We start from the raw sequence: 24,559 nt of genomic DNA, 5'->3' as shown, positions 1-24,559 counted from the left end.
GCCCAGGTCCTGCAGTCCCTCGGCGTGGACTACATCGACGAGTCCGAGGTCCTGACCCCGGCCGACTACGTGAACCACATCGACAAATGGAACTTCACCGTTCCCTTCGTCTGTGGCGCCACCAACCTCGGTGAGGCCCTGCGCCGCATCAACGAAGGCGCGGCGATGATCCGTTCCAAGGGCGAAGCCGGCACCGGCGATGTTTCCAACGCCACCGGGCACATGCGCAAGATCCGTTCCGAGATCGCCAAGCTGGCCGCACTTCCCGAAGACGAGCTGTATGTTGCGGCCAAGGAACTGCAGGCCCCGTACGAGCTGGTCAAGGAAATCGCCGCCACCGGCAAGCTCCCCGTTGTCCTGTTCACCGCCGGTGGCATCGCCACCCCGGCTGACGCTGCGATGATGATGCAGCTCGGCGCCGATGGCGTGTTTGTCGGTTCGGGCATCTTCAAGTCTGGCAACCCCGCCGAGCGCGCTGCCGCCGTCGTGAAGGCCACCACGTTCTACGATGATCCTGACGTCATCGCGAAGGTCTCCCGCGGCCTGGGCGAAGCGATGGTCGGCATCAATGTCGACGAAATCCCGCAGCCCCACCGCCTGGCAGAGCGCGGCTGGTAGGTTCCATTGCGCCCGGTGGGCGCCGATCCTCTGCGTGCTATTCCCCGCTCTCGCTGCCGCCATTTTGGCGGTGGGCTGGGGCGGGGGCCCTTTTATGCACGCTGCCGGATCGGCGCCCACCGTTCCGTTTTCTGGGGTGTTTGGGTTAGTTGAGTCCCCGGCGTTTCAGGAGGGGCTCCAGTTCTGCGTCCCGGCCTCGGAATGAACGGAAGGATTCCAGCGGATCCCGGCTGTTTCCGCGGGCGAGCAGCTCCGAACGGAACCGGTCGCCGTTTGCGCGCGTGAGGCCGCCGTTTTCCTTGAACCACTCAACGGTGTCCGCATCCAGGACTTCGCTCCAGATGTAGGAGTAATAGCCAGCCGCATAACCGGCGCCTGCGAAGATGTGCTGGAAGTAGCCGGTGCGGTAGCGCGGCGGAATCAGCGGGTGGGCGATGCCGGCGTCGGCCAACGCCTTGGCTTCAAAGGCAAGGACGTCGTCCGGGACGTCCTCCAGGGCCAGTATGTGCCATGCCACATCCAGCAATGCTGCTCCGAGGTATTCAGTGGTGGCGAATCCCTCACCCCACAGCAGGGATCCGTTGATTTTGTCCACGATGTCCTGCGGGAGCAGTTCTCCCGTCGCATGGTGGCGTGCGTAATTAGCCAATACCTCGGGCCACATGATCCACATTTCGTTGACCTGGGACGGGTACTCCACGAAGTCCCGGGGCACGGACGTTCCGGAGAACCGAGGATACTCCACATCGGAGAACAGGCCGTGGAGCGCATGCCCGAATTCGTGGAAGACAGTCCGGACCTCGTCCAGGGACAGGAGAGCAGGCTCGCCGGGCGCCGGCTTGGTGATGTTGAGGTTGTTGATCACCACGGCTTGCGTGCCAAGGAGACGGGACTGTTCCACGAGCGAGTTCATCCAGGCTCCTCCGCGCTTGGATTCGCGCGTGTAGTAGTCCCCAAGGAAGAGGCCCAGAGCGCTGCCGTCCTCGTTTTGCACCTCCCACACCCGGACGTCCTCGTGGTATCCGGCCAGATCCGGCCTCTCATGGAACGTGATGCCATAGAGCTGGGTCGCTGCGAAGAAGACGCCGTCAGCCAAGACAGTTTCGAGGCTGAAGTAGGGCCTGATGGCCTGTTCATCCACTTGGTACCTTTCCCGCCGAACCTGGGCGGAGTAGTAAGCCCAGTCCCAAGGCTCCAGTGGATGGCCGGCGGACTCGGCCAAAGCTTCGGCTTCGGCTTGGGCGTTACGGACGGCTGCAGGTGCCAACCGGCCCAACATTGCCTGCACGGCCGTGAAGTCCGGGGCCGTCTGCTGGTCCACTACGAGTTCCGCGAAGTTTTGAAAGCCCAGCAGGCCGGCTTTCTCCGCGCGTAAGCGGACCGTTGCCGTCACCAGATCACGGACATCCAGATTTCCGCCGTCGGTGCCTCGAGCGAGGGACGCTTCAAACAGGCGACGCCGAACGGTCCGGTTTTCCAGCGAGGCGAGGGCAGGCTGGTTGCTTGGCTGGATCAGCGTCAAGAGGAACTGACCGTCGTCCCCGGCGGCCTTGGCGGCTTCGGCAGCGCCAGCGACATCTTCGGGAGACATGCCGGCCAAGTCGGCTTCGTCGTCGAGGAGAATAGCGGCAGCCTTGATCCCCTCCTTGACGCGCTGGCCGAATTCAGTGCCCAGACGCGAGAGTTCGGCGTTGATTTCCCGAAGCCGCGCCTGGCCGTCGTCGTCAAGTTGAATGCCGGACTGCCGAAACTCTTTGAGGTATTCCTGGACCAAGCGCCCAGACTCATCATTGAGGCTGGCGCTGTCGATGGCATTGAAGCGTTCGTATAAGTCACGGTTCATGTAGACGGCGTCTTGATGTGCGGCAAACTTGGGTGCGAGGCCAGTCTCCAACTCCCTGATCGCCTCCGACGCATCGGCCGATACAAGCGTAAAGAACGACGCCGAGGCCCGGTCCAGCAACCGCCCGGACCTTTCCATGGCCAAGACCGTGTTCTCGAAAGTCGCCGGCATAGGGTTCGCCGCAATCTGCTGGATCTCGTGGAGGTGCTCGTCCAGTCCCGCGTCCACGGCTTCGGCGTAGTCCTCGGTGCTGATTGCTTCAAAGGGTGGCAAGCCGAACGGCAGGGGACTGGGACTCAAAAGCGGATTCGTCATGAAGGGACTCTTTCACTTAAGAATCGTGTCCTCAAGGGCGACTCGCCAGAATCCCGCGCGTCGTGCGCCGTAGGATTGCCGTTATGGGGAACATCACATCTTCCGCAAGTCGTCGGGCTCACAGCCGCCGCAAGAGTTCACGGCGAACGGGCGCCCTGTTGGCCGCCTCAGTGCTTGCCATGTCCTTGAGCTCCTGCGGAGTAATCGCAGAGAACGACTCCCGGGAGCAAAGCAGCGCCGCTACTGCCCCCGCGTCTCCTGCGTCCACCCCAACGCCGACTCCTACGCCAACCCCGGGCAAGGGGCCTGCTTGTTCCGAGCTGCGTTGTACTTCCATCACTGTCACGGGCGACATGCTGATCCATACACAGTTGTGGCAGCAGGCCCGCGCCGATGCTGCTGCCGCAGGGCAGCCTGGATACACCTTCATACCGCTCCTTGAAGGCCAGCGCCGCTACATCCGGAACAGCGATCTCGCCATTTGCCACCAGGAAACCCCTGTTGCCACCCCGGATGGTCCGTTCTCCGCGTACCCGTCCTTCAATGTCCCGCCGCAGATCGTTACCGCCTCCAAGGATGTGGGGTACCAAGCCTGCACCACAGCCAGCAACCACACCATAGACCGGGRGACGGAAGGGTTGCTCCGGACATTGGATGCGCTGGATGCTGCCGGGCTCAAGCACACTGGTTCCTACCGGACTGAAGCTGCATCACAGGAAATCCTGATGCTCAAAACAGGCGCCGCAACGGTAGCCGTCATTGCTGGCACCTACGGTCACAACGGGCAGATTCCGGAGTACCCGTGGCTTGTGGACGAGCTTGATCCCACGGTCATGATTGCGAAAGCCACCAAGGCCCGTGCGCTAGGGGCCGACATCGTGCTGGGAGTCATGCACGCCGGTGATGAGTACGCCAGCGAGGCCAATGCCCAGCAACAGGAAGTCGCCCACGCCTTGGTGGACAGCGGCCAATTCACCATGATTTATGGACACCACACGCACTCGGTGCTGCCGATCGAAAACTACAAGGGCACGTGGATTGTCTACGGACTGGGCAATGGCGTGACGGAATTGTCGCCCTGGTATGTGGTCAACAATGAAGGACTTCTGGTCCGTGCACAGTTCAGCCAGAACGCGGCCGGTGTTTGGACCGCCTCGGATCTCGCATGGGCGCCGTCCGTGATTGTCCGGGATCCCTACCGTTGGTGCTCAGTGGCCAGCGATGCACCCCAAGGAGTCTGCGCTTCGCCGGCAGCTGATGCAGAGACCCACGAGCGCACCAAGACTGTGGTTGAGTCGATGGGGGCAGCAACTGCCGGCGCCCACGAGTTGCTCATTACCAAGGAGAAGTAGCGTCGGCAGGTAGTCGAACCACCACCCGGCTAGCGTGGGCGGCGGGCGGCGTGCTCCCGCGCGAGGCGGGCAAAGTCGTCGTCGGGCGTTCCAGGCACGAAAGTGCCATGCTTGCGTTCCACGGCCGTCCGGATCAGGAAGTCGGCGATCGCCGGGTTCTTGGGCAGCAGCGAACCGTGCAGGTAGCTGGCCACCACGTTGCGGTAGCGGGCTCCCTCGTGACCGTCCTTGCTGTTGTTCCCTGCACCCTTGGTAACTGTCCCCAACGGTTGGACGCCGGGGCCCAGCGTGGTCTGCCCACTGTGGTTCTCGTAGCCCAGGACGTCCCCGAATTCTGAGGACTTGAGTGTGACATTGCCGATCAGCCGCTCATCAGTGCCGTGCGTTTCGACGTCGAGGATACCGATCCCGGGAATGACAGGGCCTGCGCTTGTCTTGAAGAACTTTCCGAAAAGCTGGTAGAGACCGCAAATGACCAGCATTGGTGCGCCCTCGTCCGCGAGCTCCCGCAAATGATCGGCGCGTGCCTGAAGATCGTCCTGAATAACCAGCTGGCCGCTGTCCTGCCCGCCGCCACCCACGATGATGTCAATGTCCTCGGGAAAGTCGTCGCCGACGTTGTACTCAAGCAGCTCCGGCGTGTAGCCATGCCACTTGATTCGTTTCTGCAGGACCAGGGCATTGCCCCAGTCACCGTAAATATTCATGTCCCGCGGGTACAGCTGCAGGACGCGGACGGTTCCTTTGGTGGGCTGTGCTTCCGAGGTCATGAGACCACCTCAACTATGGTGATTTTGGCCAGTTCGCGACGGATCGCGAGCATGGCGGTGTACGTGCAGAAAATCCGCTTGGGCTTGCCTCGCGAGCCGTCGATAAATGCATGGAGCGCCGAGGTTATGTCGGTCTCGACTGTACCGAAGCGGACCTCGTCGTATTGCAGGCGCAGGGCCATATCGTAGGCGCGGACGCCGGTAAGGACCTCGACCCCATCTTCCCTGAGCGATTCGAAGTCAACGTCCCAGAGCCAGGACATATCCCTGCCATCTGCATAATTGTCGTTGATGGCGATCATGGTGGCGTATCCGCCGGCAGGGAAGGACTTCAGGCCGAGCCGGAAGCCACTGGGATTCTTAACGAGCACAAGTTCCAACGGCTGGCCATCCACGGTGAGGCTTTCGCCGCGCCCGAAAGCAGGAGCCACATCACCGAGTGCTTTGACCAGTTTGGGAGTGTCGACGGCTCCCGTACCCAGGATCGCCCTGGCCAGGGAGAGCGCGGCGGCCGCGTTGAAGATGTTGTAGACACCCCGCAGCTTCATGCCCGTGGTGACTGTTTCGCCGTCGAACTCAAAGTCAGCGTCCTGGGCACCCACGCGGCGGAGTACGACGTCGGCAGCAGGGCCGTCGGGTACCTCACCTGCGGTGCCGGGTGCCGGTGTGTTCGGGGACGAGGGGCCCGTGGTGGCGGTCCGCATATCGTCGTCGTTGGGAAACGTGCTGCGCAGCGATTCATCGAGGCCGAAATAGCGGACGCTGGGATGGTGGAGGGCCCCCGGAGCATTGAGGGTGTTGGCGATGCGTGCCACACGGGGGTCTTCACGGTTCAGCACCACGGTATCCGTGGTTTTCTGGGCGATGTGTTCGAGCAGTCGGGCGGTCTTGTCGATCTCGCCGAACCGGTCAAGCTGGTCGCGGAGGACGTTCAGCAAGAGGCTGAAACGGGGTGGGACCTTGTTCACGAAATGCACGGCATGTGCTTCGTCGAGTTCGAGGATGGCGACGTCGGCGTCGAGTCGGCCACGCCAGTCAACATCGCCGAGGAGGGAGGCGGCTACGCCCCGGGTGAAGTTACTGCCTGTGCGGTTGGTGAAGACCTTCAGGCCCTGGCTTTCCAGCAGCTCGACCACCATTTTGGTGGTTGTCGTCTTTCCGTTCGTGCCACTGACAACCGCCACACCATGGGGAAGGCCGGACAGCGTTCTCTGCATGAAACCAGGATCGATTTTTTCAACCACCAGGCCGGGGAAAGCAGAGCCGCCACCCCGGAGCCGGGACAGTGTGCGGACCAGCTTGCCGAGGGGAACGCTGAAGGAAAACATGCTCTGTAATATATCCCAGTTAAGGCATGGAACTTGGCCTGGAGGCTTCTCCTGCTGGCACTCCCGCTTGTCCTCCGGGGTGGCCTCGGGGAGGAGATTGCCTGACCGGACCACTATGATGGTCTAATGACCAACCCCCTTTCCGACGCTTCATCACGCGTGGGTGCAGGACTCCGGATCGGCGTACTGGCCCTCCAAGGCGACTTCCGCGAGCACATCCACGCAGTGGAAGCCGCAGGCGCCACGGGTGTGGGCATCCGTCGCCCTGCAGAGCTGGATGACGTTGACGGCCTCATCATCCCGGGTGGGGAATCCACCACGATCGACAAACTTTCAAGGATCTTTGAACTCGCGGACCCGCTGCGGAAGCGTATCGCCGAAGGCCTTCCCGTGTACGGCTCTTGTGCTGGCATGATTCTCCTTGCCGATGAGATTGCCGACCCCGCTACTGATCTGGACGGAAACCCCCAGCAGACCTTCGGAGGACTGGACATCACGGTGCGCCGCAATGCCTTCGGGCGGCAGCGCGAGTCGTTTGAAACGGACCTCGATTTCAAAGGACTCGAGTTCAGCGCAGGGGAGTCCGGCGTGGATCCGGTGCACGCAGTCTTCATCCGTGGACCTTGGGTGGAACGGGTTGGCCCGGGAGTCGAAGTCCTGGCTCAGGTTGATCCGGAGCATGCCAGCCACACCGCCACTTTGCACGGATTGGCTAGAATTGTTGCAGTGCGCTCCGGCCAGCTGTTGGCCACCTCTTTCCATCCGGAAGTCACAGGTGAGGAGCGCGTGCATGAACTCTTTATTCGAATGATCAGAGGAGAAGCGTAAAGCATGTCAGGCCACTCCAAATGGGCGACTACCAAGCACAAGAAAGCCATCATTGATAGCAGGCGTGCAAAGTCGTTCGCAAAGCTGATCAAGAACATCGAAGTTGCTGCGCGCATGGGCGGCCCGGACCTCGCCGGCAACCCAGGCCTGGAACTCGCGGTTACCAAGGCGAAGAAGACCTCGGTTCCCAACGACAACATCGACCGCGCCATCAAGCGTGGCGCCGGCCTCACAGGCGAAGTGGTCGATTACACCGAAATCATGTACGAAGCCCGTGGCCCCCAGGGCTCGGCGTTGTTGATTGAGTGCCTGACCGACAACAAGAACCGTGCGGCTTCCGAGGTTCGACTCGCGATTTCCCGCAACGGTGGCACCATTGCAGATCCCGGCTCGGTCAGCTACCTGTTCACCCGCAAGGGCGTCGTGGTGCTGCCAAAGAATGGGCTGAACGAGGATGACATCCTGATGGCCGTCCTGGACGCCGGCGCAGAGGAAGTCAAGGACAGTGGCGAGAACTGGGAAGTGCATTCCGAGCCCTCCGATCTGCAGGCCATCCGTGATGCCTTGAAGGATGCCGGCATCGAGTACGAATCCGATGAAGCTGAATTCGTGCCCTCCATGCAGGTGGACCTGGATATTGATGGCGCCCGGAAATTCATGAAACTCGTGGATGCCCTCGAAGACCTCGATGACGTCCAGAACGTCTACAGCAACGCCGACTTCAGCGAGGAAGTACAGGCTGCCCTCGACGCCGACTAGGCAGGGCAGAACCTTTATTTTGACAACAAACAGGGAGGCCCGGACTTGACTCTTCGCGTATTGGGAGTCGATCCGGGCCTCACCCGTTGCGGCATCGGTGTAGTTGATATCGAACGGAACCGCCGGGCCACCATGGTGGCTGTTGGTGTGGTCGGGACCTCAGCTGAGCTGACGCTGGACAAGCGGCTTTTGGTCATCGCACAAGCCATCGACGAGTGGCTGGACCTGCACGAGCCGGACGTCGTCGCCGTCGAGCGCGTTTTTTCGCAGATGAACGTCAGCACGGTGATGGGCGTTGCCCAGGCCTCGGGCGTTGTCATCGCAGCGGCCGCGCGTCGCGGCATTCCCGTCGCCTTGCACACACCCTCTGAAGTCAAAGCGGCCGTGACCGGTAGTGGTACTGCCAACAAGGATGCGGTCACCAAGTTGGTCACAAAAATCCTCCGGCTCGATGCCCCGCCCAAGCCTGCAGACGCCGCAGACGCCCTCGCTCTGGCCCTGACGCATGCTTGGCGGGCAGGGAGCGGCATGGGTGGAATCGGCGGGAACACGGGCACGGGTTCCCTCACCCCGGCTCAGCGGGCCTGGGCGGAAGCCGAAGCGAAAGCGCGCCGTGCGCGGTGATTGTCGGTACCCCTTGCTAGGGTATTCGTAGATATGTTCGGATAGTCCGCTTGGCGCCATGGATCCATGGGAGCCGAGCAGGCAGTACCTCAGGAGCCGGGTCTTGATCAGTTTTCTCCGTGGAACAGTTGCCCACGTTGGCTTGTCGACCGCCGTGATCGACCTCAACGGTGCGGGAATGAGCGTTTTCGCTACACCCCAGACCTTGAGCCACCTAAAAGTAGGTGCCGAGGCGAAGCTCTTCACCTCCATGATCGTCCGTGAGGATTCCCTCACGTTGTTCGGCTTCGCCGATGATGATGAACGCGAGGTTTTCGATGTCCTGCTGAGCGTGAGCGGCGTCGGGCCGCGGCTGGCTCTGGCCGTACTTGCCGTGCACGAACCGGAAGCCATCCGGGTGGCGGCTCACACCGGTGACAGCAAGGCATTCACCAAGGTGCCCGGCATTGGGCCAAAGGTGGCCGGCCGTATTGTCCTCGAGCTGGCCGGGAAGTTGGTCCCGCACGGCACGGGCACAGGAACAACACCTGCGGTGATCGCTACCGTGGAATGGAAGCCCCAGGTAGTGGCTGCCATGACCAGTCTGGGCTGGTCCGAGAAGGACGCCGCCGGCAGCATCGATAAAGCCATGGCCGATTCCCCCGAGCTTGTCGACGACGGTAACGTGGCCCAAATACTTCGGGCTACGCTGCGCTGGCTTGGCCAGGACGGGGCCCGCGCCGGCAACCGCGTAGGCAGCCGTGGCTGAGCAGTCACTCGTCAGCGGGGGAGAGGAACCGGAAGAGCGGGTCATTGAGGCTGCTCTCCGACCCAAGAACCTGCACGACTTCGTAGGACAGCATCGGGTCCGCAAGCAACTTGCCTTGGTCCTTGAGGCCTCGAAAATGCGTGGCCGCAGCGCCGACCACGTGCTGATGTCCGGACCTCCAGGACTCGGTAAGACCACACTTGCCATGATCATTGCAGCGGAGATGAACGCGCCGCTGCGTATCAGCAGCGGACCGGCCATCCAGCACGCCGGGGATCTCGCCGCCATCCTTTCCTCGCTCTCGGAGGGGGAGGTCCTGTTCCTTGACGAAATCCACCGCATGTCCAGGCCCGCAGAAGAAATGCTGTACATGGCCATGGAGGACTTCCGCGTGGACATCGTGGTTGGCAAGGGAGCAGGCGCAACTGCAATTCCTTTGGAGCTCCCGCCTTTCACCCTGGTAGGCGCCACCACCCGTGCAGGACTTCTTCCGGGCCCCTTGAGGGACCGATTCGGTTTCACCGGGCACCTCGAGTTCTATTCGGTGGCCGAACTCGAACTTGTCCTCCGCCGCTCTGCCGGGCTTCTTGACCTGAAGGTAAACTCTGCAGGTTTCACCGAGATCGCCGGTCGCTCCCGGGGAACACCACGTATAGCCAACCGACTCCTGCGCCGTGTCCGTGACTGGGCCCTCGTTCATGGCATTGAGCAAATCGATGCCCGGTCGGCGTCAGCTGCCTTGGATATGTACGAAGTAGACGAGCGTGGCTTGGACAGGCTGGACCGGTCCGTTCTCGAAGCCCTCATTACCAAGTTCAATGGTGGCCCTGTTGGCTTGTCCACCTTGGCCATTGCCGTGGGTGAAGAACCCGAAACGGTGGAGACCGTGGCTGAGCCATTCCTGGTGCGCGAAGGACTGCTTGGGCGGACACCTCGTGGGCGCATCGCCATGGCATCAGCCTGGACACACCTTGGTTATGCTGTGCCTGCGGGCGTATTCGGTCAGGAGACCCTAGCGTTGTTTGACGAGGATGAAAACCATGCTGAAAGCGTAGATACCATCGGTTAACACGCTGTATTCAGCTTTTCCCACTAGACTGGTATGACGCTCGGCACGTTCGAGTCCTTGATCCATGCGCCCGCTTCGCGGTGAAGCGCGTTGCTATGCGGGTTTCGTCCCGTGGCCGCAGGATCTGCCGGGGACGTTGCCGTGAACCAAAACGTAAGTAAAGAACGGAACTTCCCTGTGGATCCAATGACCATATTGCTGTTCGTCATGCTTGGACTCTTTGTCTTCATGATGTTCCGCCGCAACAAGAAGACCCAGCAGCAGCAGGCTGCGATGCAGTCCAAGTTCGCTCCGGGCGTCGATGTCATGACCAGCTTCGGTCTTTTCGGACGCATCGTGTCCATCGATGAAGCTGAGAACAAGGTCGTTATCGAGCTGTCTCCCGGAAACGAAGCTACGGTTCACCGCCAGGCCGTCACCAAGGTGGTCGAAAAGGCTGAAGAGGAAGCCCCTGTTGTTCCGGACGACGCTTCTTCGTTGACCGTTGCCGATGAGACCCCCGCTGCGACTGAAACGCCGGACGAAACCATCGCGCGCCTCAACAACGAGGACAAGAAGGACAACTAGCACCGTCAGTCGCGGCAACACCGCGCAAGGACACTTCTACGGCAGCGGAAGCCGCCGGCTGACGCTTACCAGCGTCCGCCGGCGGCTGTCCGGCGATAAAAGGAAGATCGATAATGGCACGGACCGGCCCCAAAAACTCAGCCCGCAGGGTGCTGACTTGGCTTGGAGCAATATTCGTTGTACTCACCGCTGTGCTGGGTGGCGGAGTCATTTCCGGCCATGCGAGCTGGGCTCCCAAACTTGCCTTGGACCTCGAGGGCGGCACCCAGATGATTCTGGCCCCCCGCGTAGAGGGTTCCAGCGATATCACTGAGGAACAGCTCAACCAGGCAGTGGCCATCATCCGGCAGCGTGTGGACGGCTCCGGTGTTGCCGAAGCCGAGATCAGCACCCAGTCGGGGCGGAACGTGGTGGTGAGCCTCCCGGGAACTCCGTCCAAGGAAACCCGTGACCTCATCCAGGCATCGGCGGACATGAACTTCCGCCCGGTGATCGCTGCGGCCGATCCTGCGGCCATCCCTGTCGAATCCCGTACGCCGGATGACAAGCTGCCCAAGCCCACCGCGGAACCCACCAACGCGAGCGATACCAACTGGGTGACTCCTGAGATCTACAAGGAATTCGAGGCGCTGGACTGCGTCAACCCTTCCACTGAGAAGCGGGAGCGTTCTGATCCGGCCAAGCCGCTGGTGACGTGTGAACCGGCAACGGACAAGACTCCGGCCATCAAGTACATCCTTGGTCCGGTCGAGGTCAAAGGCCAGGACATCAGTTCCTCCTCCTTCTCGCAGGTCCAAGGTGCACAGGGATCGGTGACCAACTCCTGGGGCGTGAACATCACGTTCAACTCCGAGGCAACTGCCAAGTTCAAGGAAGTCACGGAGCGGTTGAACCAGTTCTACACCGCGTCCCTTGCCCAGGGCGGCAACGACCCCAAGGCACAATTCGCCATCGTCCTTGATGACAAGGTCATCTCTGCACCGAGGTCGCTTGCAGTCATCACCGATGGAAAACCGCAGATCACGGGCAACTTCACCCAGGCCTCCGCAAAAGCACTGTCCGACCAGCTCCGCTACGGCGCTTTGCCGATCTCCTTCGAGATCCAGTCCCAGGAACAGATCTCTGCCACGCTCGGTGGCGATCAGCTCCGGCTCGGCCTGCTTGCCGGCCTCATCGGCCTGTTGTTGGTAGTTGTGTACTCGCTCTTCCAGTACCGGGCCCTTGGCTTTGTCACCATCGCTTCCCTGGTAGTCGCCGGTGGCTTGACCTACCTCGCCATCGCCATTCTGGGTTGGACTGAAAACTATCGCCTGTCCCTGGCAGGTGTTGCCGGCCTGATCGTGGCCATCGGACAGACGGCCGACTCGTTCATTGTGTACTTCGAACGAATCCGCGATGAACTTCGTGAAGGCCGCGGGCTTGTATCCGCCGTCGAGAATGGCTGGAAGCGTGCCAAGCGGACTGTGCTGGCCTCCAAGGCAGTGAACTTGCTGGCAGCCTTGGTCCTTTATTTCGTGGCTGTGGGCAATGTCCGTGGCTTCGCTTTCACCCTTGGCCTCACGGCTGTCGCTGACCTCATCGTGGTGTTCATGTTTACGCATCCGATGCTGCAGGTCCTTGCCCGCACAAGGTTCTTTGGCGAAGGCCACAGATTCTCCGGCCTGTCACCTGACCGTCTGGGAGCTATCCCGTTGTATCGGGGAGCTGGACGTCTCCGCACACCTGCTGAGAAACCGGCCGTTGTCCGTGCACGTAATACGGGTGCAGCAGCCGAAGCAGAACGCCGCATGACCATCGCCGAACGGCGCCTTGCCGAGAAGGGCCAGTTGACCGGTCCCTCCAACGGCACCAAGGAGGAGAAGTAGTGACTACGAGCTTCGCAACCTTCGGCAACGAGCTTTACACGGGCAAGCGCTCCTATAACTTTGTTGATTCCAAGAAGATCTGGTTCATCATTGCTGCGGTCGCTGTGGCCCTCTCCATCCTGATCCCGGTCTTGAAGGGCGGCTTCAACCTCGGCATCGAGTTCCGCGGCGGCTCGGAGTTCACCGTTTCCAACGTGAAGACCACCGATGCCGGCCTGGGCGAAAAGGCTGTCCATGACGTCGTATCCGGTGCCATTCCCCGCGTTGCGAACGTGGCGGGCAACACCATGCGGATTCAGACGGACCAGCTGACCGATGACGAGACCAACCGCATCAAAGAAGGCCTGACCACCGCTTACGGTGTAACGGACAACGAGGTGACATCAAACTTTGTTGGTCCCACGTGGGGTCAGGACGTCACACGCCAGGCACTTATTGGGCTGGTGGTGTTCGTCGGCCTCGCTGCTGTCCTCATGGCTCTGTATTTCCGGACCTGGAAGATGTCACTCTCTGCCTTGGTGGGCATGCTCGTCACGATGTTCACCACAGCGGGCGTCTACGCCCTGAGTGATTTCGAGGTGACGCCGTCGGCCATCATCGGATTCCTGACTGTCCTGAGCTATTCGCTGTATGACACCGTGGTCGTCTTCGACAAGATCCGCGAGAACACGGCGGACATTTCCACCTCTACGCGCCGGACTTTCGGTGAAGAGGTCAACCTTGCGGTCAACCAAACCCTGGTCCGCTCCATCAACACCATGATGGTTGCCGTCCTTCCGGTTGCAGCAATTCTCTTCATCGGGGCCGGACTGTTGGGCGCTGGAACGCTGCGGGATCTTTCCCTGGCGTTGTTCGTCGGAATCCTCATCGGAACGGCAGCGACGATCTTCATTGCGGCACCGCTCTATGCCTGGCTGCGCCAGGGCGAGCCGGACCTCGTGAAGCAAGCCAAGAAAGTGGCCCACCGCCGGGCCGAGGCCACTGTTTAGACTATTTCCACCAGGCATTACGTCCTTGAGCAGGACCCCGCTTTACAGCGGGGTCCTTTCTCTTTGACTTGCCGGCGCCTGCGTCATGTGCTGTCCGGTTGCGGAAGCATTCGCCTGCGGGAATAGACTGGAAGAATTAAATAGGTCGTGAGGGGTACTTCTGTGGAAGAACGTGCGACGTCGGCACCACCGACGGGCGGGGAGGACAGTCACCACGGTGTGACGGTTCCGGCAACAAGCGTGGCTGGACGGACTGCTGGTACGGTTCCAGTCGATACTCCCGGCGTGCGTCCTACCTTTCCAGGTAGGCGGGAGCGCACGCGTTCCCGGCTTGCGCGATTGACCGGCCGGGGCGTAGCGCCGTACTCGCCGATTCTGGAACCGCTCCTTCGAACAGTGCGGGCCAACAACCCCAAAGAAGATTTCGACCTCATTCAGCGCGCATTCGCGGTTGCAGAGCGCAGTCACCAGGGGCAGAAGCGCAAGAGTGGTGATCCGTACATCACCCACCCGGTGGCAGTAGCTACCATCCTTGCTGAGCTGGGAATGACAGGAACCACCCTGGCCGCCGCGTTGCTCCACGACACGGTGGAGGATACCCCCTACACCCTGAATGACCTCACCCGCGACTTCGGCCCGGAAGTGGCCATGCTCGTGGACGGCGTGACCAAACTGGACAAGGTCAGCTTCGGCGAAGCAGCCCAGTCGGAGACAGTCCGCAAGATGGTCGTAGCCATGGCCAAGGACATCAGGGTCCTGATGATCAAACTTGCCGACCGGCTCCACAATGCTCGTACATGGCGGTTCGTTTCTGCAGAATCCTCGTCCCGCAAGGCCCGGGAAACGCTGGAGATCTTCGCTCCCCTGGCGCACCGCCTGGGTATGAACACCATTAAATGGGAGTTGGAGGATCTGTCCTTCGCGGCGCTCTACCCCAAGGTGTACGAAGAAATCGTCCGCATGGTGGGGGACCGCACCCCCGAACGCGAGAAGAGCCTCAGTGTTATCCGCAACCAGATTGCCGATGATCTTCGGACTGCGCGGATCAAGGCGACCATTACCGGCCGGCCGAAGCACTACTACTCGATTTATCAGAAGATGATCGTCCGCGATAAGGACTTTGACGACATCAACGACCTCATGGGCGTTCGCGTCCTGGTTGACTCGGTGAGGGATTGTTACGCGGCACTCGGTACCTTGCACTCGCGATGGAACCCACTTCCAGGGCGGTTCAAAGACTACATCGCCATGCCGAAGTTCAACATGTACCAGTCCCTTCACACCACGGTGATCGGCCCGGGTGGAAAGCCCGTGGAAATCCAGATCCGCACCCATGAGATGCACCGCCGGGCTGAGTATGGCGTCGCAGCCCACTGGAAGTACAAGGACCAGCCGAACCGCACCGCCGTGGGTCCTGGCAGCCCACGCGACGGCGATATGGGTTGGCTGCGGTCGTTGGTGGACTGGCAGCAGGAAACCTCGGATCCGGGCGAATTTCTCGATTCCCTGCGGTACGAGATCAATGCACGGGAAGTCTTTGTCTTCACGCCCAAGGGTGAAGTCATGGCCTTGCCTGCTGGATCGACGCCCGTTGACTTTGCGTACGCGGTTCACACGGAAGTCGGCCATCGGACCATCGGAGCACGCGTCAACGGCAAGCTTGTGCCGCTGAACAGCGAGCTGAACCATGGCGACTGGGTCGAGATCTTCACCTCAAAGGCGGAGGGTGCAGGTCCAAGCCAGGACTGGCAGCACTTCGTAAAGTCGGCAAGGGCCCGGAACAAGATCCGCCAGTGGTTCACCAAGGAACGCCGCGAGGAAGCGATTGACCGCGGCAAGGACATGCTGACGCGGGCCATGCGAAAGCAAAACCTCCCACTGCAGCGGCTCATGACGCACGATGCTCTGTCTGCCGTGGCCGAGGACTTCCACTACGTTGACATCTCCGGGCTGTACGCAGGAGTGGGTGACGGCCACACCTCTGCCCAGTCCGTCATGGAGAAGCTCGTAGAGCATCTTGGTGGGCACGAGACCCCGGATGAGGACCTTGACGAGGTCAGCATCCCCACGCAGGTTGCCAAATCCAAGTTTTCCGATTCCGGTGTCATTGTCCGCGGCGTGGGAGACGTCTGGGTCAAACTTGCCCGGTGCTGTACCCCTGTGCCCCCTGACCCGATCCTTGGATTTGTCACCCGCGGTTCTGGCGTCTCGGTCCATAGGACCGATTGCACCAACGTCTCCGGGTTGCGCGACCAGCCGGACAGGATCGTTGAGGTCGAGTGGGCACCAACACAGTCCAGTGTCTTCCTCGTTGAGATTCAGGTGGAAGCCCTGGACAGGAAGTCACTCTTGTCCGATGTCACGCGAGTCCTGTCTGAAAACCATGTCAACATCCTTGCCGCTTCGGTGCACACTTCCAGCGACAGGGTGGCGATCTCCAAGTTTGCCTTCGAAATGGGTGACCCAAAGTATTTGCACCATGTCCTCAGCGCGGTGCGGCGTATTGACGGGGTCTTCGACGTTTACCGCACCACGGGTAACAGACGCAGGAGCTAGTTCGGGGACAAGAGCCGTGCCAGCGTAGCGAGCGCACGCTTCTTGTGGGGAACCCGTGGCGCTGCCTCCACGGCAAGGGTAAGCAAACGTAGCCTGATGCCGAGCTCCGGGTGGTCCAGGAGTCGCCGCAGTGCCGGCAGGGCCTGATCCGACTCGACGTGCAGTGCGATGTCCGCGGCTGTTCTCAAGGGGCTGCTCACCAGCATGCCACCTAGGCTTACAACGTCCAGCTGGCCGAGCCGGACCTCATGGAGGTTGCATCCCCGGGCACTGCGCACACTGGAGATACGATGCTTGGCATCCACCAGGAGTGATAACCGCTCTGGAGGGCCGGCGCATCCGTAGATCCACGCCGCAGTAAGCCTGCCCGCCACCACCTTGGTCCGCATCCGGTCCGGGACAGTCAGGGCAGCTGCACGGGCCCTGAGGCGGGGCGTGACTGCAATCCCGGGCGACGCGTAGCTCCTCCCGTATAAGGGAAGCAGGATGCCATCCAGCGCCATGCTTTGCAATTCAGGCCAGGTGAAGATGCGGCTGGGTGCATAGAGCTCGGGAAGAACGGGCTCCAGCAGGTGCGGGGCTGTGACGGGTGGGACCATTCATTGATCATTCCGTGTCCTGACCGCAACAGTACAGGCCCCGTACCGGGCATGTGGATAACCGGTACAGGGCCTGCAGGCAAACGTGGGCTCACCATGAACCCAAAGCTGGGTCAGGCGAGGTCGCTCGCTGAACGCTGGATCTGGTCCAGCCACGCCTGACGTGCTTCAAGAGCTTCACGCGCAGCCTTGATGCGGCGCTGGTCTCCGGCTTTTTCAGCCTTCTCCAGATCCTCCTTGAGCCCGGCAATAGCGGACTCAAGCTGGGACAAAGCGCTGTTGGTGCGGGCCTTGGTCTCCGGATTGCTCCGGCGCCACTTCTCCTCCTCGGCCTCGCGGACTGCGTCCTCCACCTTGCGAAGACCGGCCTCGATGCGGCCCATGTCCGCCCTGGGGACCTTACCGGCATCTTCCCAGCGATCACGAATGGACTGCAGGGCCTTCTTCGTTGCGTTGAGATCGTTGATCGGCAGCAGCGCCTGCGCCTCAGCTACCAACTGCTCCTTCACTGCAAGGTTGGCCGTGTACTCCTGGTCGATCTGCTCGTTTGCAGCCTGCCGGTTGCTGAAGAACACATCCTGCGCGGCGCGGAAACGGCCCCAGAGCGCGTCGTCATCCTTGCGGCTGGCGCGTGGGGTGGCCTTCCACTGATCCATGAGCCTGCGGTACTCCCCGGCGGCGTAACCCCAGTCAGTGGAAGAGGAAAGCGCCTCAGCCTCTGCGATCAATGCTTCCTTGGCCACCTTGGCCGCAGAGTTGTTGCTGTCCAGCTGCGAGAAGTACGCGCGGCGGTGGCGATCGAAGACAGTGCGTGCCGAGCGGAAGCGCTTCCAGAGTGCGTCTTCATTGCTCCGGCCAAGACGGACCCCGCTCTTCTGCGCAGCCTTCCAGGTCTCGAAAAGTTCGTTCATTCGCGCACTGGACGTCTTCCATTGGATCTGGGCAGGATCCTGGCCGGCGATGCTCTCCGCCTCCGCCACAATGGCTTCTCGCGCGGCAAGCTCATTTGCGCGGACGGCCTCATGTGCTGCTTTCTCGGACCTTTCCAGCTCGGCGATCTGCTCGGACAGCGTGTCCAGGCGTGCTTCGGCCGAACGGATATCGCCCACCATATTGCGCTCTGCGAGCTGTTCGCGGAGGTGGGTTACCGTCTTCTGCATATCCGTTGCCGGGGCTTTGGATTCCACGCGGTGTTCCAGCAGGACTATCTGGGCAATGACGTCGTCGAACTTCCGGGCGAAGTAGCCCAGGGCTTCGTCAGGGCTAACACCCGGGTACTGGCCTACGGCAATCTCTTCGCCATCCAAAGTGAGGAATACGTGGCCATCGCCTTCGGCGCGCCCCCACTTGGCTGCCTCAGCAAGCGAGGCGGCCGACACTGCGGGTGCAGCCGGAACGACGGCGGCAGGCGCCTTGGGGCGCGCGGCGAAGGCAGCAGGGGAAGGGGTGGGCCGCGAATCGGCAGGCTTGCTTTCCTCCGCTGCGGGTGCCGGTGCCGCCGCAGCCACTGGTGCTTCCTCCACTGCGGGTGCCACTTCAGCTGCTTCTGCAAGCGTTTCTTCTGCCGCAGGCGGTTCTGCAGCGGCAGTGGCTTCGGTTGCGGCAGTGGCTTCGGTTGCGGCAGGGGCTTCGGTTGCTGCCGGTGTTTCGTCGGCCGCAACGGCGGGGGTTTGTTCAGCCGCAGGTGCTGCCTCAGTGCCGTTCGGGCTGTTTGCCTCGACTGCGTCTTGGTTGGCCACTACTGCTGTTTCGTCGGATTTCTGACTGTCTGTCACCGCTAAAAGTCTTTCGCTTGGAGGGACTGCTAAGGTACTGCACCCCGGACCGGGGCCAAAGGCTGGTTACTTCAGAGAAAACGAGTCTATCGTGACAGGTGCCACAGGGGCGCCGTCGGTCGCGTTTTCGCCCGGTTTCAGGCCTGCTGCAGCGATTTTCGTGACCACATCCAAGCCACTGGTGACCTTGCCCACCACTGTGTAACCACCGGCCGTGTCCGCAGGAATTGTGGTGTCCTTATACACAATGAAGAACTGATGACCGTTGCCGTAGGCGTTGTTTCCCGAGCGGGCAATGGCGATTGTTCCAGCCGGGTATGTGTTGTCCGTTGGTGTGTTCTCCAGCGGACCCCAGCGGTAGTTGGGATCGTCTGCGCCGTCTTCGGACTTGGCGCCGCACTGCAGCAGGCCGAACGTCTCAGAGGTTGTAAGCCGGTGGCACAAGGCTCCGTTGTAGTAGCCGGCATCGGTGAGGGACTTGATGACGGCGGCCGCCTGGGGAGCAGCAGTTCCGTTCAGTTCCACTCCTACAACGCCGCTGTTCAATGCAAGCTCCCCGGTGAAGGTTTTACCGGCTGCGGTGTCCGGGCTGGGTATGTCTGCGCTGTTGGATGCCGAAGGTGAGGCCGAAGGGGAGTTCAGTCCGGCTTCTGCGGCGGCGAACTCTGCCTCGGTGGGGTTGGAACTGAAAACTGTCAGTTGCAGCACCACCGCAAGGATCACAGCGGCAGCGCCCGCGCCGATGGCAACAGTATTGTCGCGTTTGCGCCGCTTGCCCTGTTCCTGCCGCAGGGCACGCTTGGCTTCCATCTGCCGGATGCGGCGTCTCGCTTCGCGGTCATCCCGCGACCTTGTTGCCAAGAGTCCTCCTGATTGTGTCCACGTTCGCCGGCCGCCTGCAGGGACCGGGCATGCTGCATTAGATGTGCACGCGCGGAAAGCATAAACTGGCTGCCGCACATAGTTTATGCATGACCGGCTGGACGCCCGCCCCATAATCGCCGAAAAGGCCTTTAAAGCTGCGGTGCTCATTCCTGAGTCAGCTTTCTTCGAGGAGATTTATCCACCATGGCACGTACCGCCTCCCTGTCCGGATTCCCCGAGTGGCTTCCCCAGGAGCGGTTGGTGGAGCTCCATGTGCTGGACACGCTCCGGAAAACGTTCGAACTGCACGGTTTCTCCTCCATTGAGACGCGTGCTGTTGAAACGGTCGGCCAGTTGCTGCGTAAAGGCGAGATCGATAAAGAGGTCTATGGGCTGAGCCGCCTGCAGGACGACGAAGACGAAGCTTCCAGGTCAACCACCACGGACAAGGCAGACAAAGCCGATCCGAATGCGCTTGCCCTGCACTTCGACCTCACTGTTCCCTTCGCCCGCTACGTCGTGGAGAACGCGGGTTATCTTGCCTTTCCCTTCCGCCGATACCAGATCCAGAAGGTCTGGCGTGGCGAGCGTCCGCAGGAAGGCCGCGCCCGCGAATTCACCCAAGCAGACATAGATGTGGTGGGCGATGGCGAGTTGCCGTTCCGCTACGACGTCGAAATCGCGTTGGTCATCGCCGAGGCGCTGAGCGCCCTCCCGATTCCGGACTTCCGCCTCCGGATCAACAACCGCAAGCTGGCTGAAGGCTTCTACCGCGGTATTGGCTTGACTGATACGGCCGGAGTCCTGCGGAGCATCGACAAACTGGAAAAGATTGGCGAAGGCAAAGTCGCTGAGCTGCTCAAGAGCGAGCTTGGCGCCTCGGATGAGCAGGCGGCACTGGCGCTCAAGCTTGCTACCATCCGCACGGAGGACACCTCGTTCGTGGACCAGGTACGTGCCCTGGGGGTGACTGATGACCTTCTCGAGGAAGGATTGAGCGAGCTCCAGCAGGTCATTGAGGCTGCGGTCCAGCGCGCACCCGGCAAGGTGGTCGCTGACCTCAGCATCGCCCGTGGACTGGACTACTACACGGGCACCGTCGTCGAAACTGTCCTGGTGGGCCATGAACAACTGGGTTCGATTTGTTCCGGCGGACGGTACGACGCCCTGGCCAGCAAGGGTAACCGGAAGTTCCCCGGCGTCGGCTTGTCCATCGGCGTCACCCGCCTTGTCTCGCGGATCCTGAGCCAGGAACTCGCCACGGCTACCCGCGCGGTGCCGACCGCTGTCCTGGTCGCTTTGAATAACGACGACAGTTGGTCCGCGGCCCAGGACGTCGCTGCACAGCTTCGCGGCCGCGGTATTGCTACTGAAGTTGCTGCGAAGGCAGAAAAGTTCGGCAAGCAGATCAAGTTCGCGGATCGTCGGGGAATTCCTTTTGTTTGGTTCACCGACGATGACGGCAAGCACCAGGTCAAGGACATCCGGTCCGGCGCGCAGGTGGACGCGGACCCGGCCAGCTGGTCGCCGTCGGAGGAAGATCTGCACGTCCGGGTCATCACCGCCTGATCCAGGCCAGGTGATTCAGCCGCGGCCGGGGCGGGTAAACTCGGACGGGATCGTCTTTGCAATGATCCCTTGAAAATTCATGCTGAAAGGAATGCTGTGCTGCGCACACATGACCTCGGATCACTTCGCTCCGAGCACATTGGACAAACCGTTACCCTGGCCGGCTGGGTGGGCCGCCGCCGTGATCACGGTGGCGTTGCATTCGTTGACCTTCGTGACGCTTCCGGTGTCGCCCAGGTGGTTGTCCGTGAAGAAGAGGTCTTCCACGGCCTGCGGAACGAATACGTCCTGCAGGTAACGGGCACCGTTAGCAAGCGTCCTGAAGGCAATGAGAACCCCGCGCTGGCTACGGGCGAGATCGAGGTCATGGCGGACAAAGTCATCATCCTCAACACCTCGGAACCCCTGCCGTTCCAGATCGACGAGCATGTGGAAGTTGGCGAAGAAGCGCGCCTTAAGCACCGCTACCTTGACCTTCGCCGCCCTGGTCCTGCACGCAACCTCCGCCTCCGCTCCGAGGCAAACCGTATCGCCCGCGAGTTGCTGCACCAGCGCGGCTACGTCGAGATTGAGACACCCACGTTGACGCGTTCGACGCCGGAAGGCGCCCGCGACTTCGTCGTCCCCGCCCGGCTTGCCCCGGGTTCCTGGTACGCGCTCCCGCAGTCGCCGCAGCTTTTCAAGCAGCTGCTCCAGGTGGGCGGATTCGAAAAGTACTACCAGATCGCCCGCTGCTACCGTGACGAAGACTTCCGCGCGGACCGCCAGCCGGAGTTCACCCAGCTGGACATCGAGGCCAGCTTCGTTGACCAGGACGATGTCATCGAGCTTGGCGAAGCAATCGTGAAGGCCCTGTGGCAACTGATCGACGTCGAGGTYCCCACCCCGATCCGACGCATGACGTACCTGGACGCCATGGCAAAGTACGGTTCCGACAAGCCGGACCTGCGCTTCGGCCTGGAGCTCACCGAGCTGACTGAGTTCTTCAAGGACACCAACTTCGGAGTCTTCAAGGCACCTTACGTTGGCGCGGTCGTTATGCCCGGGGGCGCTTCCCAGGCGCGCCGTGCCCTGGATGCCTGGCAGGAATGGGCCAAGCAGCGTGGCGCAAAGGGGCTGGCCTACGTTCTTTACAAGGAAGATGGCGAACTCGCTGGCCCCGTGGCCAAGAACCTCACCGACGAAGAACGTGCCGGCCTGGCCGATGCTGTTGGTGCCAAGCCGGGCGACTGCATATTCTTCGCCGCTGGCGAGAAGTCCGCATCACGGGCCCTCCTTGGCGCTGCACGTGTTGAAATTGGCCACCGCACCGGCCTGATTGATCCCAAAGACTGGGCCTTCGTATGGATCGTGGACGCTCCGATGTTCGAGCCCGCTTCTGCAGCAGTTGCCTCCGGTGACGTTGCTGTTGGCGCTGGCCAGTGGACAGCTGTGCACCACGCCTTCACCTCTCCCAAGCCCGAGTTCCTTGACACCTTTGACAAGGATCCTGAGTCTGCACTTTCCTACGCGTACGACATCGTGTGCAACGGCAACGAAATCGGTGGCGGCTCCATCCGTATCCACGAACGTGAAGTCCAGGAACGCGTCTTCCAGCTCATGGGACTGGACAAGGAAGACGCCGAGACCAAGTTTGGCTTCCTCTTGGAGGGCTTCAAGTACGGTGCCCCGCCGCACGGTGGCATCGCGCTTGGATGGGACCGCGTCGTGGCTTTGCTCGCCGGTGTCGAGTCCATCCGCGACGTCATTGCCTTCCCGAAGACCGGCAACGGCTTTGACCCGCTGACCGCCGCTCCTGCTCCCATTACGGCACAGCAGCGAAAGGAAGCCGGCGTGGACTTCAAGCCGGAAACCAAGCCTGCGGCCAAGCCGGAGACCGAGTCCGAATAAGACGGTAGCCAAAGGCTCCCCACTGATGTGGGGAGCCTTTGGTGTTCCTGCACATGAAAGGTGCCGCGATGTTGGAACAAGCATTCTTGGAAACCCTCATGGATAAGGCGTGGCCCGCCGTAGAGCGCGAAGCCTTTGACGTGGGAAACGCGGGGGAGTGGGTGCTCCGTGCATCCGGTGGGGTCACGCAGAGGGCGAACTCCGTGTGGCCGAGGAACCTGCAGGGGATGCTGGCCGACACGCCGGAGCTGGGAAGCAGTCCGGACCTGGAGCGGTCAGTCAGCTCGGCGTCAGCCTGGTACAGGCAGCGGCGTCTCCCGCTCATTTTCCAGATATTCGATGACTCCCGTAGTGCAGGTCATAACGCCAGTGCAGGCCTTAACGCCGTCCTGGACGGGCAACGCTTCACCAGGCAGTCGGAAACCCTGATTATGGTCCGGGGCATGGACGCCTTGGAAACCTTGGATGACCGGCCCCAGAGGGTAGAACTCTCGGACGCGCCCACCGATGAATGGCTTCGCTTGTGGTGGTCCGTGGATGGGCGTGGTGGCCAGGCGGAACTGGAGGTTGCCCGCGCCATTCTTACCGGATGCGAGTCTGTGTACGCACTGGTGAGGGACGACGACGGCGGACCGGCCGCCGTCGGACGCCTCGCCCTGGTGGACGGCTGGGGAGGCCTCTACGCCATGGCGACCTCGGCCACCCACCGGAGGCGGGGATACGGGACGATGGTGCTGGCAGCTCTACTGGATGAGGGAGCGGCCCGCAATCTCCAGGGTTTTTGGCTGTTGGTTACTGCTTCCAACCGCGGTGCCCAGGCGTTGTATTCGCGGGCCGGGTTCGTGGAACAAGGGAGTTATCTCTATCGGCAGGCTCCTTTGAGGCGGGCGCCTGGAGGCTGCTGAGGATCATTTACGCTGGTGGATCAGTCACCAGGATCCGGATGGAACAAGCGTCCGAAGCAGCTTTTGCAAGCGCAGCAGTTTTGGGTTCCTGTATATCCAGGAAGGCAAGTTGGCTTCGGCTGGCCAGGGCCCGCATGGAGGGCTGTGCCAGGACCAGGTCCACTAAAGCTCTATCCCCGCCGGGAACAAGGTACTCAACACGGTGGCTGGCAAAAATACGTGCGGCGTGTTCCGCGGCGGAGTCCACCAAGGCGTCAGCCTGGTTGGAGCGGCGCCGGGCATACCGTTGTTGGGATTGGCCACCTGCAGCCGTTCTGGACTGAACGTAGCGGTTACCGCTTTTGGATTCCAGGACCTTGCTGCCGCTCGCCACAGCCACGGCGAAACCGCCCCGACGCACCAGCAGGATACCAAGGCCACGTTCCTGGCCTGCAAGAGCGGCAAGCCGCTCGATGTCAGTGGCGCCGCGGCCTGGACGTCCATCGACCGGCCACGGTGCCTTGAGGAGGGCAGAAGCCCCGTCAGCGGCGCGGAGGAGGATCCCGCCGTCGCTGGTCTCTTCAATGAGTGCGCCATGGCTCTGGGCGAACCGATCCACCCAACCGGACAGCCGTGACGCGGGGACAAGGGCCGTGCGTCTGGAGGCCTTCGGCTGCCGTTGTTGCGGGGCGGATGCGCGGCGGTCCACGTCGATGTCTCCTTTGTTGGAACTATGAGTAGCCTATC

At 61.6% G+C, this 24,559-nt stretch carries 22 protein-coding genes; 14 read left to right on the top strand and 8 right to left on the bottom strand.

Going from position 1 to position 24,559, the window contains the following annotated elements; genetic code table 11:
* On the top strand, positions 1-618 hold a 618-nt coding region (locus AB4Y87_RS18390), incomplete at its 5' end, for a pyridoxal 5'-phosphate synthase lyase subunit PdxS (protein WP_442005728.1).
* A 145-nt stretch (positions 619-763) separates the two neighbouring features.
* Here the strand turns inward: AB4Y87_RS18390 and AB4Y87_RS18385 are convergent.
* Together AB4Y87_RS18385 and AB4Y87_RS18380 are read right to left on the bottom strand one after the other, a co-directional pair.
* Entirely contained in the window at positions 764-2,776 is a 2,013-nt protein-coding gene (locus AB4Y87_RS18385; protein WP_442005727.1) for a M3 family metallopeptidase, read from the bottom strand.
* A 118-nt stretch (positions 2,777-2,894) separates the two neighbouring features.
* The gene (locus tag AB4Y87_RS18380; RefSeq protein ID WP_442005736.1) at positions 2,895-3,131 is read right to left on the bottom strand and encodes a hypothetical protein; all 237 of its coding nucleotides are present in this window, start codon (positions 3,129-3,131) and stop codon (positions 2,895-2,897) included.
* Here AB4Y87_RS18380 and AB4Y87_RS18375 point away from each other — a divergent pair.
* Positions 3,097-4,128: a CapA family protein gene (locus tag AB4Y87_RS18375; RefSeq protein ID WP_442005735.1), complete on the top strand. Its 1,032-nt coding sequence runs from the start codon at positions 3,097-3,099 to the stop codon at positions 4,126-4,128. The two genes, AB4Y87_RS18380 and AB4Y87_RS18375, sit on opposite strands and share 35 nt — an antisense overlap.
* 29 nt (positions 4,129-4,157) lie before the next feature.
* On the opposite strand, the gene AB4Y87_RS18370 is transcribed toward AB4Y87_RS18375, so the two are convergent.
* Together AB4Y87_RS18370 and AB4Y87_RS18365 are read right to left on the bottom strand one after the other, a co-directional pair.
* On the bottom strand, positions 4,158-4,898 hold the full coding sequence (locus tag AB4Y87_RS18370) for a type 1 glutamine amidotransferase (protein ID WP_442005726.1): 741 nt from the start codon (positions 4,896-4,898) through the stop codon (positions 4,158-4,160).
* Entirely contained in the window at positions 4,895-6,226 is a 1,332-nt protein-coding gene (locus AB4Y87_RS18365) for a MurT ligase domain-containing protein (RefSeq protein WP_442005725.1), read from the bottom strand. Before AB4Y87_RS18365 ends, AB4Y87_RS18370 begins: the two co-directional genes overlap by 4 nt.
* A gap of 126 nt (positions 6,227-6,352) precedes the next feature.
* On the opposite strand from AB4Y87_RS18365, the gene pdxT reads away from it, so the two are divergent.
* The 9 genes from pdxT (at position 6,353) to AB4Y87_RS18320 (ending at position 16,231) form a co-directional block, all read left to right on the top strand.
* Positions 6,353-7,054, top strand: a complete 702-nt coding sequence (pdxT, locus tag AB4Y87_RS18360; protein ID WP_442005724.1) for a pyridoxal 5'-phosphate synthase glutaminase subunit PdxT — start codon at positions 6,353-6,355, stop codon at positions 7,052-7,054.
* A gap of 3 nt (positions 7,055-7,057) precedes the next feature.
* Entirely contained in the window at positions 7,058-7,813 is a 756-nt protein-coding gene (locus AB4Y87_RS18355) for a YebC/PmpR family DNA-binding transcriptional regulator (protein ID WP_442005723.1), read from the top strand.
* A gap of 45 nt (positions 7,814-7,858) precedes the next feature.
* Complete coding sequence (gene ruvC, locus AB4Y87_RS18350) at positions 7,859-8,437, top strand: crossover junction endodeoxyribonuclease RuvC (RefSeq protein WP_442005722.1); 579 nt, start codon at positions 7,859-7,861, stop codon at positions 8,435-8,437.
* A 103-nt stretch (positions 8,438-8,540) separates the two neighbouring features.
* The gene (gene ruvA, locus AB4Y87_RS18345) at positions 8,541-9,185 is read left to right on the top strand and encodes a Holliday junction branch migration protein RuvA (protein ID WP_442005721.1); all 645 of its coding nucleotides are present in this window, start codon (positions 8,541-8,543) and stop codon (positions 9,183-9,185) included.
* Positions 9,178-10,254: a Holliday junction branch migration DNA helicase RuvB gene (ruvB, locus tag AB4Y87_RS18340; RefSeq protein ID WP_442005720.1), complete on the top strand. Its 1,077-nt coding sequence runs from the start codon at positions 9,178-9,180 to the stop codon at positions 10,252-10,254. Before ruvA ends, ruvB begins: the two co-directional genes overlap by 8 nt.
* 186 nt (positions 10,255-10,440) lie before the next feature.
* A complete protein-coding gene (gene yajC, locus AB4Y87_RS18335) occupies positions 10,441-10,821 on the top strand; it encodes a preprotein translocase subunit YajC (RefSeq protein ID WP_442005734.1) in 381 nt (126 codons plus the stop codon).
* Between the two features lie 113 nt (positions 10,822-10,934).
* Positions 10,935-12,686 (top strand): protein translocase subunit SecD, encoded by a 1,752-nt coding sequence (secD, locus tag AB4Y87_RS18330; RefSeq protein WP_442005719.1) that lies wholly within the window; start codon positions 10,935-10,937, stop codon positions 12,684-12,686.
* Complete coding sequence (secF, locus tag AB4Y87_RS18325; protein WP_442005718.1) at positions 12,686-13,675, top strand: protein translocase subunit SecF; 990 nt, start codon at positions 12,686-12,688, stop codon at positions 13,673-13,675. Before secD ends, secF begins: the two co-directional genes overlap by 1 nt.
* Before the next feature lie 162 nt (positions 13,676-13,837).
* Positions 13,838-16,231, top strand: a complete 2,394-nt coding sequence (locus AB4Y87_RS18320; protein ID WP_442005733.1) for a RelA/SpoT family protein — start codon at positions 13,838-13,840, stop codon at positions 16,229-16,231.
* Here the strand turns inward: AB4Y87_RS18320 and AB4Y87_RS18315 are convergent.
* The 3 genes from AB4Y87_RS18315 to AB4Y87_RS18305 form a co-directional block, all read right to left on the bottom strand.
* Complete coding sequence (locus AB4Y87_RS18315; protein WP_442005717.1) at positions 16,228-16,830, bottom strand: hypothetical protein; 603 nt, start codon at positions 16,828-16,830, stop codon at positions 16,228-16,230. The two genes, AB4Y87_RS18320 and AB4Y87_RS18315, sit on opposite strands and share 4 nt — an antisense overlap.
* Before the next feature lie 113 nt (positions 16,831-16,943).
* Positions 16,944-18,605, bottom strand: a complete 1,662-nt coding sequence (locus AB4Y87_RS18310; RefSeq protein WP_442005716.1) for a DUF349 domain-containing protein — start codon at positions 18,603-18,605, stop codon at positions 16,944-16,946.
* 66 nt (positions 18,606-18,671) lie between these two features.
* The gene (locus AB4Y87_RS18305; RefSeq protein WP_442005715.1) at positions 18,672-19,466 is read right to left on the bottom strand and encodes a peptidylprolyl isomerase; all 795 of its coding nucleotides are present in this window, start codon (positions 19,464-19,466) and stop codon (positions 18,672-18,674) included.
* Positions 19,467-19,673: 207 nt separating this feature from the next.
* On the opposite strand from AB4Y87_RS18305, the gene hisS reads away from it, so the two are divergent.
* From hisS to AB4Y87_RS18290, 3 genes are all read left to right on the top strand, one after another.
* Positions 19,674-21,038: a histidine--tRNA ligase gene (hisS, locus tag AB4Y87_RS18300; protein WP_442005714.1), complete on the top strand. Its 1,365-nt coding sequence runs from the start codon at positions 19,674-19,676 to the stop codon at positions 21,036-21,038.
* A 96-nt stretch (positions 21,039-21,134) separates the two neighbouring features.
* Positions 21,135-22,928, top strand: coding sequence for an aspartate--tRNA ligase (gene aspS / locus AB4Y87_RS18295; RefSeq protein ID WP_442005713.1), 1,794 nt, complete (start codon positions 21,135-21,137; stop codon positions 22,926-22,928).
* Positions 22,929-22,996: 68 nt separating this feature from the next.
* Positions 22,997-23,833 (top strand): GNAT family N-acetyltransferase, encoded by an 837-nt coding sequence (locus tag AB4Y87_RS18290; protein ID WP_442005712.1) that lies wholly within the window; start codon positions 22,997-22,999, stop codon positions 23,831-23,833.
* 7 nt (positions 23,834-23,840) lie between these two features.
* Here the strand turns inward: AB4Y87_RS18290 and AB4Y87_RS18285 are convergent, their stop codons facing one another.
* Positions 23,841-24,521: an acVLRF1 family peptidyl-tRNA hydrolase gene (locus AB4Y87_RS18285; RefSeq protein WP_442005711.1), complete on the bottom strand. Its 681-nt coding sequence runs from the start codon at positions 24,519-24,521 to the stop codon at positions 23,841-23,843.
* Positions 24,522-24,559: the final 38 nt, after the last annotated feature.

Origin of the sequence: Paenarthrobacter sp. RAF54_2 (assembly GCF_052113945.1) — a bacterium.
GTDB lineage: Bacteria > Actinomycetota > Actinomycetes > Actinomycetales > Micrococcaceae > Arthrobacter.
The sequence above is the reverse complement of the archived record's forward strand: the minus strand, read 5'-3'. Positions and strand labels throughout refer to the sequence as shown.